This window comes from Actinomycetospora sp. ABD4_176, assembly GCF_056311855.1.
In genome coordinates, this window is sequence record NZ_CM149974.1 from 4,208,482 (window position 1) to 4,222,167 (window position 13,686).

At 76.7% G+C, this 13,686-nt stretch carries 8 protein-coding genes; 7 read left to right on the forward strand and 1 reads right to left on the reverse strand.

The genetic code is table 11. From position 1 onward, the window contains the following. Positions 1-95: 95 nt before the first annotated feature. The 4 genes from recC to ACYX4T_RS20405 are packed head-to-tail and all read left to right on the forward strand — an operon-like array spanning position 96 to position 8,840. On the forward strand, positions 96-3,329 hold the full coding sequence (gene recC, locus ACYX4T_RS20390) for an exodeoxyribonuclease V subunit gamma (RefSeq protein ID WP_476011099.1): 3,234 nt from the start codon (positions 96-98) through the stop codon (positions 3,327-3,329). Further along, a complete protein-coding gene (locus tag ACYX4T_RS20395; RefSeq protein WP_476011100.1) occupies positions 3,326-6,703 on the forward strand; it encodes a UvrD-helicase domain-containing protein in 3,378 nt (1,125 codons plus the stop codon). The genes recC and ACYX4T_RS20395 overlap by 4 nt, the downstream gene beginning before the upstream one ends. Beyond that, on the forward strand, positions 6,700-8,586 hold the full coding sequence (gene recD, locus ACYX4T_RS20400) for an exodeoxyribonuclease V subunit alpha (protein ID WP_476011101.1): 1,887 nt from the start codon (positions 6,700-6,702) through the stop codon (positions 8,584-8,586). Before ACYX4T_RS20395 ends, recD begins: the two co-directional genes overlap by 4 nt. After that, entirely contained in the window at positions 8,583-8,840 is a 258-nt protein-coding gene (locus ACYX4T_RS20405; protein WP_476011102.1) for a hypothetical protein, read from the forward strand. Before recD ends, ACYX4T_RS20405 begins: the two co-directional genes overlap by 4 nt. A 4-nt stretch (positions 8,841-8,844) precedes the next feature. Here the strand turns inward: ACYX4T_RS20405 and ACYX4T_RS20410 are convergent, their stop codons facing one another. Continuing rightward, on the reverse strand, positions 8,845-10,338 hold the full coding sequence (locus tag ACYX4T_RS20410; protein WP_476011103.1) for a carboxylesterase/lipase family protein: 1,494 nt from the start codon (positions 10,336-10,338) through the stop codon (positions 8,845-8,847). 236 nt (positions 10,339-10,574) lie between these two features. Between ACYX4T_RS20410 and ACYX4T_RS20415 the strand changes: the two genes are divergently transcribed. The 3 genes from ACYX4T_RS20415 (at position 10,575) to ACYX4T_RS20425 (ending at position 13,647) form a co-directional block, all read left to right on the forward strand. Beyond that, on the forward strand, positions 10,575-11,237 hold the full coding sequence (locus ACYX4T_RS20415; RefSeq protein ID WP_476011104.1) for a hypothetical protein: 663 nt from the start codon (positions 10,575-10,577) through the stop codon (positions 11,235-11,237). 4 nt (positions 11,238-11,241) lie between these two features. Next, positions 11,242-11,856 (forward strand): hypothetical protein, encoded by a 615-nt coding sequence (locus ACYX4T_RS20420; RefSeq protein WP_476011105.1) that lies wholly within the window; start codon positions 11,242-11,244, stop codon positions 11,854-11,856. 159 nt (positions 11,857-12,015) lie between these two features. Further along, a complete protein-coding gene (locus tag ACYX4T_RS20425) occupies positions 12,016-13,647 on the forward strand; it encodes an N-acetylmuramoyl-L-alanine amidase (RefSeq protein WP_476011106.1) in 1,632 nt (543 codons plus the stop codon). Positions 13,648-13,686 lie beyond the last annotated feature (39 nt).

The following is a 13,686-nucleotide window of genomic DNA, read 5'->3' on the forward strand; positions in this document are numbered from 1 at the left end:
GGTGCCCGGGAGACGGGACCGTCGGACTGCTCGTCTAGCGTCGGCGGCACGGGTGATCGGGTGGGGATCGGGCGAGCCGGGGGAGGTGTGTGGGCGTGCTCCACGTGCACCGCGCCGAGCGGGCGGACCGGCTGGTCGAGGCCCTCGCCGACGTGCTCGCCGACCCGCTGGACGACCCGTTCGAGGCCGAGCTCGTCGCCGTGCCCACGCGGGGGATCGAGCGCTGGCTCGCGCAGCGGCTGTCGCACCGGCTGGGGGTCACCGGCGGCGACGACGGGGTGTGCGCCAACGTCGTCTTCCCGTCGCCCGCCGAGGTCGTGGCCCGGGTGCTCGGGGTCCCCGAGGACGACCCGTGGCGCCCGGAGCGGCTGGTCTGGCCGCTGCTGGAGACCATCGACGCCTGCGCCGACGAGCCCTGGTGCGCGCCGCTCGGGACGTTCCTGGGCATCGGCGACCCCTCGGGCACCCGCAAGGGGCGGCGGTTCGCCGCGGCGCGGCACCTCGCGCGGCTGTTCAGCCGGTACGCCGACCACCGGCCCGCGCTCGTCCGGGCCTGGTCGCAGGGCGACGACGCGGGCACGCCGGCGGACCTGCGCTGGCAGCCCGAGCTCTGGCGGCGGCTGCGCGCACGGCTGGGGGCGGCGAGCCCGGCGGAGACGGTCGCCGACGTCCCGGCACCCGCCGGCTTCCCCCGACGGCTGAGCCTCTTCGGCGCGACCCGGCTCTCGGACACCGAGCTCACCGTCCTCGACGCCCTCGCCGTCGACCACGACGTGCACCTGTGGCTGCCGCACCCCTCCCCGGCGCTGTGGTCGCGCCTCGCCGGACGCACCGCCGAGCGCCGGGCCGAGGACGCGAGCGCGCAGGCGGTGGCGCACCCGCTGCTCGCGAGCCTCGGCCGCGACGTCCGGGAGCTGCAGCTCCGACTGTCCCGGCTCGAACGCACCGACCACCACCACGCCGCCGAGCAGGCGCCGACCACGCTGCTCGCCCAGCTCCAGGACGACCTGCGCCACGACCGCGCCCCGTCCGCCCGGGACGCGGTCGACGACGGCAGCATCCGCATCCACCGCTGCCACGGGCCGGACCGGCAGGTCGAGGTGCTGCGCGAGACGATCCTCGGCCTGCTGCGCGCGGACCCGACGCTCGAGCCGCGCGACGTCATCGTGCTGTGTCCCGACATCGAGACGTTCGCCCCGCTCGTCACGGCCGGCTTCGGGCCCGGCGACGGCGAGGAGGCGTCGCACCCGGGGCACCGGTTGCGGGTCCGCCTCGCCGACCGCTCGCTGCGCGAGGTCAACCCGATGTTCGGCACGCTCGCGACGCTGCTCGACCTCGCCGACGCGCGGGTCACGGCCTCCCAGCTGCTCGACCTCGCCGAGTCCGACCCGGTGCGCCGGCGCTTCCGCCTCGACGACGAGGACCTCCCGCGCCTGCGCGAGCTCGCCGAGCGCGCCGGGGTCCGCTGGGGGCTCGACGCGCCGCACCGCACGGCGTTCTCGCTGGCCCGGTTCCCGGAGAACACCTGGTCGCAGGGGCTCGACCGGCTGCTGGTCGGCGTGGCGATGTCCGCCGACGGGGGCGACTGGCTGGGTGACGCGCTGCCCCTGGACGAGGTCGACTCGGGCGACGTCGAGCGGGTCGGGCGGCTGGGGGAGCTGGTCGACCGGGTCGGCGCGGTCGTCGAGGGCCTGCGCGGCGAGCAGCCGCTCACGGCGTGGATCGCGGCGCTCCGGCGCGGGCTCGACGGGCTGACGGCCACGGTCCCCGCCGACGCCTGGCAGCTCGCGCAGGCGCGCGCCGAGCTGACCGCGGTGCTCGAGAGCGCCCCGCACGACCCGGTGATGACGCTGCACGACGTCCGCGCCGTGCTCGCCGACCGCCTCGCCGGGCGCCCCACGCGCGCCAACTTCCGCACCGGCACCCTCACGGTCGCGACGCTCATGCCGATGCGCTCGGTGCCCCACCGCGTGGTCTGCCTGCTCGGCATGGACGACCAGGTCTTCCCCCGCGAGACCCGCGCCGACGGCGACGACGTCCTCGCCCGCGACCCGCGCGTCGGCGAGCGCGACCCGGCCGCCGAGGACCGCCAGCTGCTGCTCGACGCGATCGTCGCCGCGACCGACCACCTCGTCGTCGTCCACTCCGGCGCCGACGAGCGCACCGGGGCCGAGCGGCCGCCGGCGGTCCCGATCGGTGAGCTGCTCGACACCCTCGACGCGAGCTTCCGCTTCGGCGACGACGAGCTCGCCCACGAGCACCTCACCCGGCGCAACCCGCTCCAGCCCTTCGCCGCCGACGACTTCGACGCCACCGACGGGAGGACCCCCTTCTCCTTCGACGGCGCCGCGCTCGCCGGCACGAAGGCGCTGCTCGCGGAGCGGTCGGCGCCCGCCCCCTTCCTGCCCGGCCCGCTGCCCGCCCGCCCGCGCGAGGTACTCGACCTCGAGGACCTGGCGCGCTTCGTCGAGCACCCCGTCAAGGCGTTCCTGCGCCAGCGGCTCGGGGTGCCCGCGCGCGGCGAGGAGGAGGAGTCGAGCGAGGCGGTGCCCGTCGAACCCGACGGCCTGGCGCGCTGGTCGATCGGCGAGCGCCTGCTGCGCGACCGGCTCGCCGGCCGCGACGTCGCCGCGTGCATCGCCGGCGAGCGCCGCCGCGGCGAGCTGCCCCCGGGCCCGCTCGGCGACCGCCTCGTGCGCGACGTCGGGCGCCAGGTCGAGCCGCTGACCGCGGCCGTCGCCGGCCTGCGGGGCACGGCCGCCGCGGACGTGGACGTCACCACCGACACCCTCGTCGGCGCGGTGGGCGGGGTGCACGACACGACGCTCGTGACGGTGACGTTCTCGCGCCTCGCGCCCAAGCACCGGCTGCGGGCCTGGGTGAACCTCCTGGCGCTCACCGCGGCGCACCCGGACCGCCCGTGGCGCGCGGTCACCGTGGGCCGGGGTTGGTCCGGCCGTCCGCCGTCGGTGTCGACGCTGGGCCCGCTCGAGCCCGAGGTCGCGCAGAAGATCTTCGCCGACCTGCTCGCGCTGCACGCCGACGGGATGGTCGAGCCGCTGCCGCTGATGTGCCAGACCTCGGAGGCGTACGCGCTCGCGCGCAGCACGAAGGGCGAGGTCGCGGCGATGAACAAGGCCCGCGACACGTGGACCAGCCGCTACGGCGGCGAGCAGTCCGATCCCGCGCACGTGCTGGTGTGGGGACGCCGCCGGGCCCTCGACGACCTCGTCGGCGCCGCGAGCGGGGACGCGCCGAGCCGGTTCGCGGGCCTCGCGACGCGGCTGTGGACCCCGCTGCGCGAGGCCGAGGGCTGGGGTGGGCGATGACCTCGACGCTCACCCGCTCGTTCGACGTCTGCGGCGACCTGCCCACCGGCACCACGGTCCTCGAGGCCAGCGCCGGCACGGGCAAGACGTTCACCATCGCCGCGCTCGCCGCCCGCTACGTCGCCGAGGGCCACGCGACGCTGCCGCAGGTCATGCTCGTGACGTTCGGCCGCGAGGCCACCCGCGAGCTGCGCGAACGCGTCCGCGAGCGGTTCGTGCGCACCGAGCGGGCGCTGGCCGACGCCGCGGCCGCCCGGCGGCACGACGACCCGGTGATCCGGCTGCTCGCCGACGCCGACGACGCCGAGGTCACGCGGCGCCGGGCCCGGCTGACGGCGGCGCTCGCCGGCTTCGACGCGGCGACGATCGCGACGACCCACCAGTTCTGCCAGGACATGCTCACCGGGCTCGGGATCGTCGGCGACACCGACCCCGACGGCACGTTCGTCGAGCGGATCGACGACGTGGTCACCGAGGTGGTCGACGACTTCTACCTGCGCAAGTACGCGGTGCCCGGTGCGCCGGCCCCCGACTTCGACCGGGCCACCGCCCTCGAGATCGGTCGCGCCGTGGTCGGCGATCCGGGCGCGCGCATCGAGCCGGGCCCGGACGCCCCGGACGCGGCCGGCGCGCGGGCGGCGTTCGCGACGGCGGTGCGCCGCGAGGTCGAGGCGCGCAAGCGGCGCCGGCGCCTGTTCACGTTCGACGACATGCTCACCCGCCTGCACCGCGCGCTCACCGACAGCCGGCTCGGCGAGGCGGCCTGCGCGCGGCTGCGCGACCGGTTCTCCGTGGTGCTCGTCGACGAGTTCCAGGACACCGACCCCATCCAGTGGGACATCCTGCGCGTCGCGTTCCACGGCCACAGCGCGCTGACGTTCATCGGCGACCCCAAGCAGGCGATCTACGGCTTCCGCGGCGCGGACGTCGTCAGCTACCTGCAGGCGGTCGAGTCGGCGGGCAGCCGCGAGGGGCTCGACACCAACTGGCGCAGCGACGCGCCCCTGGTCCGCGCGCTCGACCAGCTGTTCGACGAGGCGGCGCTGGGAGACGACCGCATCGTCGTGCCCCCCGTCGCGTCCGCGCACCCGGGCCGGCGGCTCGTCGGCGCGCCGCGGCCCACGCCGTTCCGGCTGCGCGTCCTGCCGCGGGCGGGGCTGCGCGCGCAGTGGTCGTCGGGGCTCCCGCTCGTGGTCCCGGTGCGCGAGAAGGTCGCCGCCGACCTGGCCGCGGACATCGCCGAGCTCGTCGCCGCCGACTCGCGCTGGGAGGAGCCCGGGCGCGACGACCCGAGCCTCGGCCCCGGCGACGTCGCGGTGCTCGTGCGCACCAACAAGCAGGCCGACCTGGTGCGCGAGGCGCTGACCGAGGTCGGCGTCCCGTCGGTGCTCGCGGGCGCGACCAGCGTGTTCGCCACCGAGAGCGCCGAGGAGTGGCTCGTGCTGCTCGAGGCGGTGGAGCAGCCCGGACGCCCGGCGCGGGTGCGGGCGGCCGCGCTGACGGTGTTCCTCGGGCACGCCGCCGCCGACCTCGACGCGCACGCCGACGTCGTGCTGCCCGAGGTCGGGGCGTCCCTGCGGCGCTGGGGCGCGGTGCTCCACGACCGCGGGGTCGCCGCATTCCTCGAGGCGGTGGCGGCCGAGACGGGGCTCGCGGCGCGCGTGCTCGCCCGCGTCGACGGCGAGCGGCGGATGACCGACGTCCGGCACGTCGGCCAGGTGCTGCACGCCGCGTCGACCGAGTCCCGCCTGGGCGTCGTCGCGCTCGTCGAGTGGCTGCGGGCGCGCATGGCCGAGGCGGCCGCGGGCACCGGCGAGCTGCGGCCCGAGCGCAGCCGCCGCCTCGAGTCGGACGCGAGCGCGGTGCAGGTGCTGACGATCCACAAGTGCAAGGGCCTCGAGTACCCGGTGGTCTACGTGCCGTTCGGGTGGGACCGCTGGGTCGCCGACGACCCGACGGTCGTCACCCACCATGACGAGCACGGGAAGCGGGTGCGCGCCGTCGGCGGGGAGACCGACCCGGCCTGGCGCGAGCACGTCGCCACCGCCCGCGACGAGGACGACGGCGAGGATCTGCGCCTGCTCTACGTGGCGCTCACCCGCGCGCAGGGGCAGGTCGTGTGCTGGTGGGCGCCGTCGACCAACACGTCGGCGTCCGCGGTGCACCGCCTGCTCGTCGGCCGCCCGGCGCCCCGGAGCGGGCCCGACCGCGCCTACCCGGTGTGGGAGGACGAGCGGGTCCTCGACCACCTCCGGACGCTGGCGGGCGAGGACATCGCCGTCGAGCGCGTCGAGCCCCGGAAGGCCCTGCCCTACGTCCCGTCGGCCGGGCGGGCGCACCCGCTCGCGGCCGCCCTCTTCGACCGGGGACTCGACCTCGCCTGGCGCCGGTCGTCGTACTCCTCGCTCACCGCGGGCGCGCACGGGCCGGGCCCGGTCGGCAGCGAGCCCGAGGAACGGCAGCTGGCCGACGAGGCCGACCCCGAGGACGACACTCCGCCGCCTCCGGCCGACGACGCCGAACCGCTCCCGTCTCCCATGGCGGACCTCCCCGTCGGCGCGGCGTTCGGCACGCTCGTCCACTCGGTGCTCGAGACCGTCGACACCGGGACCGGCGACCTCCACCGCGCCCTCGTCGAGGCCGCCGACGCCGAGCTGCGCCACCGCCCGCACGCCGAGGTCGACGCCGCGACGCTCGCCGACGCCCTGCTACCGGTGATGCTCACCCCGCTGCCGGCCGGCGGGCCCGCGCGCCTCGCCGACGTCGCCCCGCGCGACCGGCTCGCCGAGCTCGACTTCGAGCTACCCCTGGCTGGCGGCGACCGCACGCGCCCCGGCGCCGCGGCGGTGACGCTGTCCGCGGTGGCCGCGCTGCTGCGGCGCCACCTGCCCGCCGACGACCCGCTCGCCGGCTACCCCGAGGTGCTCGACCACCCGCGGGCCCACGAGCTGGGCGAGCAGGTCCTGCGCGGCTACCTCACCGGCAGCATCGACGGCGTCCTGCGCGGACCCCACGGGCGCTTCGTCGTCGTCGACTACAAGACGAACTGGCTGGGGCCGGTGGGGCCGACGGGCCGGGCGCCGCTGACCGCCGCGCACTACGGCCCGACGTCCATGGCCGCGGCGATGATCGACGCGCACTACCCCCTGCAGGCCGTGCTGTACGCGGTCGCGCTGCACCGGTTCCTGCGCTGGCGGCTGCGCGGCTACGACCCGGAGGCGCACCTCGGCGGGGTGCTCTACCTGTTCCTGCGCGGCATGTGCGGGCCGGACACGCCGGTCGTCGACGGCACGACCTGCGGGGTGTTCGCGTGGAACCCGCCGCCGGCGCTGGTCGTGGCGCTGTCCGGGCTGCTCGACGGGGGTGTGCGATGACCGCGGTGCCCGACCTTCTCGCCGAGGACGGCGTGCGCCTCGCGACCCGGGCGACCGGGCTGCTCGCCGCGTTCAACCAGCGCGGGGTGCTGGCCGCCACCGACGTGCACGTCGCCCGGCGGCTCGGGCGTCTCGGCGGCGAGGACGACGAGCAGGTGCTGCTCGCCGCCGCGCTCGTCGTGCGCGCGCTGCGGTCCGGGTCGGTGTGCCTGGACCTCGCCGCGGTCGACCGGACGGTGCTCGCCGAGGGCGACGAGGTCGTCGACACCTCCGACCTGCCCTGGCCCGACCCCGTCCCGTGGCTGGCGGCGTGCGGGGCGTCGCCGCTGGTCGGGGGCGACGACGAGGCGGCGACCGGGCGCCCGCTGCGCCTCGTCGACGGCCTGCTCTACCTCGACCGCTACTGGCGCCAGGAGCAGCAGGTCCGCGCCACGCTCGCGCAGCGCGCCGCGTCCCCGCCGCCCGCCGTGGACGCCGACCGGCTGCGCGCCGCGCTCGACCGGCTCTTCCCGACCCTCGACGGCCAGCGCCGTGCGACCGCCGTCTGCACCCTGCGCTGGACCAGCGTCCTCGCGGGCGGCCCCGGCACCGGCAAGACGACCACCGTCGCGACCCTGCTCGCGGTCCTGCGCGACCAGGACCCGTCCCTGCGCATCGCGCTCGCGGCGCCCACCGGCAAGGCGGCGGCGCGGATGCAGGAGGCGCTCGCGGAGGTCGACCTGCCGCCGGCCGACCGGGCCCGGATCGCGGGCCTGCAGGCCTCGACGATCCACCGGCTGCTCGGCCCCATCCGCGGGTCCTCGCGCTTCCGCCACGACCGCCACCGGCACCTCCCGTTCGACGTGGTCGTCGTCGACGAGACCTCGATGGTGTCGCTGACGCTGATGGCCCGGCTGCTCGAGGCGGTCCGCCCCGACGCGCGCCTCGTGCTCGTCGGTGACCCCGACCAGCTCGCCTCCGTCGAGGCCGGCGCGGTGCTCGGCGACCTCGTCGCCGCGCCCGCCGACCCGGAGCCCGAGCTCGACCGCGCGCTGGAGCGGGTCGGCGCGCCGGGCTCGCCGGTGCGGGGCGGGGTGACGGTGCTCGACCGCACCTGGCGCTTCCACGGCACGATCGCGCGGCTCGCGGCGGCGATCCGGTCGGGCGACGCCGACGACGCGGTCGCGGCGCTGCGGGCCGGCGAGCACGACGTCGTGTTCGTCGAGGACGCCGACCTCACCGCGCGCGACCCGGGCGGGCTGCGCGAGCTGCGCGACGAGGTCGTCGGGAGCGCGGCGGAGACCGAGCTCGCGGCGCTCGACGGCGACGCCCCCCTCGCACTCGCGCGCCTCGACGAGCACCGCCTGCTCTGCGCCCACCGGCGGGGGCCCTACGGCGTGAGCCGGTGGGCGAGCGACGTCGAGCGGTGGCTCGTCGAGTCCGGGCCGGTCGCCGACCGCGACGAGGAGTGGTACCCCGGCCGCCCGCTGCTGGTGACCGCCAACGACCACGACCGCGGCATCTACAACGGCGACACCGGCGTCGTCATCGGGACGCCGCGGGGCCCGCGGGCCGCGTTCGCCCGCGGGGGCGCCCCGGTCGAGATCGCGCCGAGCCTGCTGGACGGGATCGCGACCGTCCACGCGATGACGGTGCACCGGGCCCAGGGCAGCCAGTTCGCGCGGGTGTCGGTGATCCTGCCGCCGGCGGAGTCGCCGCTGCTGACCCGCGAGCTGCTCTACACGGCGGTGACGCGGGCGCGGGTGCGCGTGCGGCTCGTCGGCAGCGAGGAGGCCGTGCGGGCGGCCATCGCCCGACCGATCGGCCGGGCCTCGGGGCTGCGCCGTCGCCCGTCCGGCCCGGCGGGCTACCGCGGCGCGAGACCGGGTAGTCCGACCCCATGACCGAGGAGGGCAAGACTCCGCAGGCCCGCAACCCCGCCGCCGACCCGGACCACGCGCCGGAGAAGCAGAGCGAGCTCAAGCTGAACGTCGGGATCGGCGTCATCGGGACGATCCTGTCGATCGGCGTGGCCCTGATCTTCTTCTTCCTCGAGCACAGCGTCGTCCTCGGGATCATCTTCCTCGTGGTGGCGCTCGTGGCGGGCGCCGTCACGCTGCGCGCCTTCCAGCGCAAGCGCAGCGCCCGCCCGAGCTGACCGGTCAGTCGTACCCGCGGAACCCCCGCCAGGCGAGGCGGCGCTCCCGGCGGGGGTCGGACTCGACGCGGTCCACCCGGTCGAAGATCTTCGTGAGGCGGGTGCCGGGGTCGTAGGCCGGCCAGTGCGAGGCCGGGGTGCCGTGGTGGGCGAAGTGCGTCCAGTCGGCCTGCACGCGCTCCTGCACCCCGCGCAGAGCCCGGCGGCCGCCGAGCGCGGTGAGCCACCTGCCGGCGTTCGAGTCGGCCAGCCCGAACACCGCGTAGAGCTCCATGCCGTGGGTGGCGCGCACACCCATGAGGTCGAGCACGGGCGTCGTGAGGTCGTAGCGGTAGGCCCACACCGGCCCGCGGTGGGCCTGCATGACCCGGACCGAGGGGTACCAGAACATGTAGTCGCCGCCGAGGTCCTTGCGGTGCGGCGTGCCCGCGTAGGCGGCGAGCACCTGGTCGCGCAACTCCGGCTGGGTCAGCGCGAACATCCGCTCCGCGCTGTCGTCGCTGACCAGCACGTCGAGCCGCAGGCGGGGCAGCTCGAACAGCCGGCCCTCGGTGTCGTTGGTGCCGATGATCAGGGGCACGTCGGCCGCACGGCCGCCCTCGAAGGCGTCGAGCGGCGCCTCGGGCAGCAGGTCGCCGTCGACGACGGGCGCGGTCGGGATGGTGCCGGGCTGGTCGCCGAGCCGGTCGCGCAGCACCTGCGCGGCGCCGAGCAGCTGGTGGGGCGTGGCCGTGGTCAGGCCGGCGAGGGGGTCGTCGTCGGCCCCCAGCGCCGTGATGAACCCGGCCGCCCACGCCCGGGCGCGCTGTTGACCGAACACCATGCCGGGTGCGGAGCTCTCGGCGATCGCGCGGTGGAACAGGCCGCGGGCCGACGGGGTCGCCATCAGCGTCGTCACCGAGATCGCCCCGGCCGACTCGCCGAAGATCGTCACCTGGTCGGGGTCGCCGCCGAAGGCCCCGATGTTGTCGCGCACCCACTCCAGCGCGGCGATCTGGTCGCGCAGGCCCAGGTTGTTCTCGATCGGCCGCTCGGGGGTGCCGTAGGCGGAGAAGTCGAGGTAGCCGAGCGCCCCGAGCCGGTAGTTGACGCTGACGAAGACGCACTCGCCGCGGCGCACGAAGTCGTAGCCGCGGTAGGTGGGCGCCGACGACGCCCCGACGACGAACGCGCCGCCGTAGAACCAGACCATCACCGGGCGGGGCTCGTCCGAGGGCGTGGTGGGCGCACTGATGTTGAGGGTCAGGCTGTCCTCGCTCATCGGCGTCTGCTTGCCGGCGCCGATGAACTCGCCGATGCGCTCCTGGGTCGGCACCGGGCCGAAGCGCGAGCCGTCGCGGACGCCCTCCCACGGCACCACGGGCTGCGGGGCGCGCAGCCGGTACCCGCCGACGGGCGGGGTCGCGTACGGGACGCCCCGCCAGGCGTGCACGCCGTGCGTGGTGAGCCCGCGGACGAGGCCGCCGGTCGTCTTGACCTCGGGTCCCGGGATCGTCACGTGGTGCCGCGAACGCATACCCCGAGTCTGTTCGACGGGCCCCGTCACCGCCCGCCGATGTGATCGACGAGCCCGTCCCGGGCGTGTCGCGGTCCCGGAGCGACCCCTCGACGACAGGACGAGTGGACGTGCTGACACGCTCGGCGGTAGATCGCGCCACGCTCGGTCACACAACCGATGGATATTCGCCCTATCGGCCCAGCGTGTCGCGTTGCGGGTGCCGAGGATCTGTCTCGATGGACGTACAGACGGATGCGGGGGTCGACGCCGCGCTGTGGGGCCTGGAGGCCGCCTTCGTGGCGCACCCGCCCCCGCAGACGCTGGCGGGCTGCCCCCACTGTCACGGAGAGGTGCGGGTCGCCGACGCCGACCCGCTGACGCTGGTGCTCGCCCTCGGCAACACCCTCGGCACCGGCGACGACCTGCGCGCGCTCACCCCGTGGCTGGTGCGGCGGGCGCTGACCGGCGACCGCGTCGACCTGCGCACCGTGCTCGAGCGCATCGCCGAGCACTGGGCGGACTGGACCGACCTCGAGCGCGACGCGGTGCGCGACGTCGTCGACGCGGTGTGGACCGCGCTGCTGGACACGCACCCCGACGACCCCGGCGGCGCGACGGCCGTCGCGATGCTCGACAGCATCGCGGCGCTCGGGGAGCCGCCGGAGCGGCTGCTGGCGATCTGGGAGTACAAGGAGATCGCGAGCGCCGACCACCACCTCGCCGAGCTCGTCGTCGACGCCTTCTACGGCGCGCGCGTGGACCCGCGGGTGATCGCCTGGGCGCGCGCCGACGCCCAGCGCGCCCGCCTCGAGCGCGCCCGCGACCGGGACCGCGGCCGCCCCTGGGTCGGCACGATCACCGCCGCCTGCGACCTGGCGGGCGCGGGGGCGCCAGACTGATCGGGTGGCGAGCTCGCGCGGACTGCCCGACACCCTGGTCGACGAGCTGTGGCGTCGCGCGGTCAGCGGGATCGGGCCGTTCTCGGGGGCACCGGCGGTGGCCGGCGACGCGCTGGCCGCCACCGACGACGACGTCGAGGCCGCGGTGCGCCGGGTGGTCGGCGCGCACGTCCGCCTCGCCGCGAGCTCCGGGCTGCTCACCAGCCTCGGCGGCGCCGCGACGCTCGTCGTGACCGCGCCGGCCGGCACCACGGGCCTCTACCTGCTCGGCGCGCGCCTCTCGGCGGCGATCGCGCACCTGCGCGGCCGGGACCTCGCCGACCCGGTCGTGCGCACCGCGGCGCTGGTCTGCGTGCTCGGGGCCGACGGCGTCGAGCTCGCCGAGCGCACCGGCCTCGACCTGGTCAACGCCTCGTTGCTGCACGGGCTGCGCGGGCTCCCGACGGAGGTGCGCGCGCAGCTCGACACGCGCATCGGCTTCCGGCTCACCTCGCGCTTCACGCGGCGCGGCGCGCTCAACGTCACCAAGCTCATCCCCGTGGTCGCGGGGCCCATCGGAGCGGGCGCCGACGCGATGGCCATGCGGACGGTGGCGACGTTCGCGCAGGCGCACCTCTAGAGCCGGCGGACCGTCCGGACCCAGAGCGTTCAACCGGTCACGCCAAGTCACCCGACCGGGCGGCTTCTGCGCGTGGTGTGGTGGATGGTGCCCGTGTGGGGGTCATGGTGGGCCGTCGGCGATCAACGGGAGCGCCGCACGAGCGGAGGTGCGAGGGCCATGGCCGGGTCCGGGGGACCGCACGGGCACGGGACGGGCGGGGCGCGCCGGCGTCACGCGACGCCGGTGCGGAGGGGCACGATCGCGCTGACGACGGCCGTGGTGCTGCTGCTGCCGGCCCCGGCCGCGGCAGCGCCGGGAGACCCGGCGCTCCCGCCCGCTCCCGCCGGTCAGGCCGTGCCCGCCGTGCCCGCCGTGCCCGCCGTGCCCGCCGTGCCGATGGACGCCCCGGCCGGGATCGCGCAGCTCGACCCGGCGCACGCGGTCATGCCGCCGGCCGGGCTCCCACCCGCGGCCCCGGTCACCGCGGGCGTCGCCCCGGTGGGCTTCACGCCGGGCGCCCGCGACGCCACGGGGGTCCGTGAGGTGCGCGGGGACCAGCCGCTGCACCTCGTGGCCGTCACCTGGGCCGGCGCGGCCCCGGACGCGGTCGCCCTGCGCACCACCGACGCGGCGGGGCGGTGGGGCACCTGGACCGACCTCGAGGCCCTCGGTGACGAGCGCGACGAGCCCGACGGGCCCGGCGGGCGCGACGAGACCCCGGCGGCGGGCGGCGGCACCGACCCGGTGTGGGTCGGTGACCGCACGGCCGTCGAGGTCCGGGCCCTGCGTGCGGGGCAACCGGTGACCGACGAGGTCCAGGTCGTGCGCATCGACCCGGGCGTCGGCAGCAACGACGCGGCGATCGGAGCGCTGGGCGCGGCGCGGGGCCCGGCGGCGCCGCAGTACGTGACCCGCGCGCAGTGGGGCGCCGACGAGTCGAAGGCCGCCCGTCCCCAGACCACGCCGACGATCCGCGCGGTGACGATCCACCACACCAGCGAGACGAACGACTACAGCCCGGCCGAGTCGCCCGCGATCGTCCGCGCGATCTTCGCCTACCACACGCAGAAGCAGGGCTGGGGGGACATCGGCTACAACGCCCTCGTCGACAAGTACGGGACGATCTTCGAGGGTCGCGCCGGCGGCATGGACAAGGCCGTCATCGCCGCGCACGCGGGCGGGTTCAACCGCGAGACGTGGGGCATCGCGATGATGGGCAACCACTCCACGTTGCCCCCGAGCGCCGCCACGATGAACTCGCTCGCCGCGCTGGCCGCCTGGAAGCTCGGCGGGCTCTACCGCGACCCGAACGAGGAGGTCCGGCTCACCTCGTCGGGCGGCGGCACGTCGCGGTTCCCGAAGGGCGAGTCGACCACCGTGCCCGCGCTGTTCGCGCACCGCGACGTCGGCAGCACCGCGTGCCCGGGCGACGTGGGCTACGCGCAGATGGGGCCGCTGCGGGCGAAGGTGAAGGCGCTCATCGACGACTCGGCCACCGACGTCCGCACCGCCTGGTCGGCGCGGCGCGCGGCGCTCGGGGAGCCGACGCGCGTCGAATCACCGACGGCCGACGGCACCGGGCGCTCCACGGACTTCGAGCGCGGCACGGTCGTCTGGTCGCCGCGCACCGGCGCCTGGCCGCTGACCGGTGCGATCGCCGAGCACTGGCGCACGGTCGGGGCCGAGGGCTCGCCGCTGGGCTACCCGACCGGCGCCGAGCGCGACGTGCCCGGCGGCCGCGCGCAGGACTTCGAGCACGGGGCGCTGACCTGGGACCGGGCCACCGGGGCGGTGCGCGGACCTGCCTGAGCACGGCGGTCCGTGTCCACGCAGGGCAGGATGCGCGGG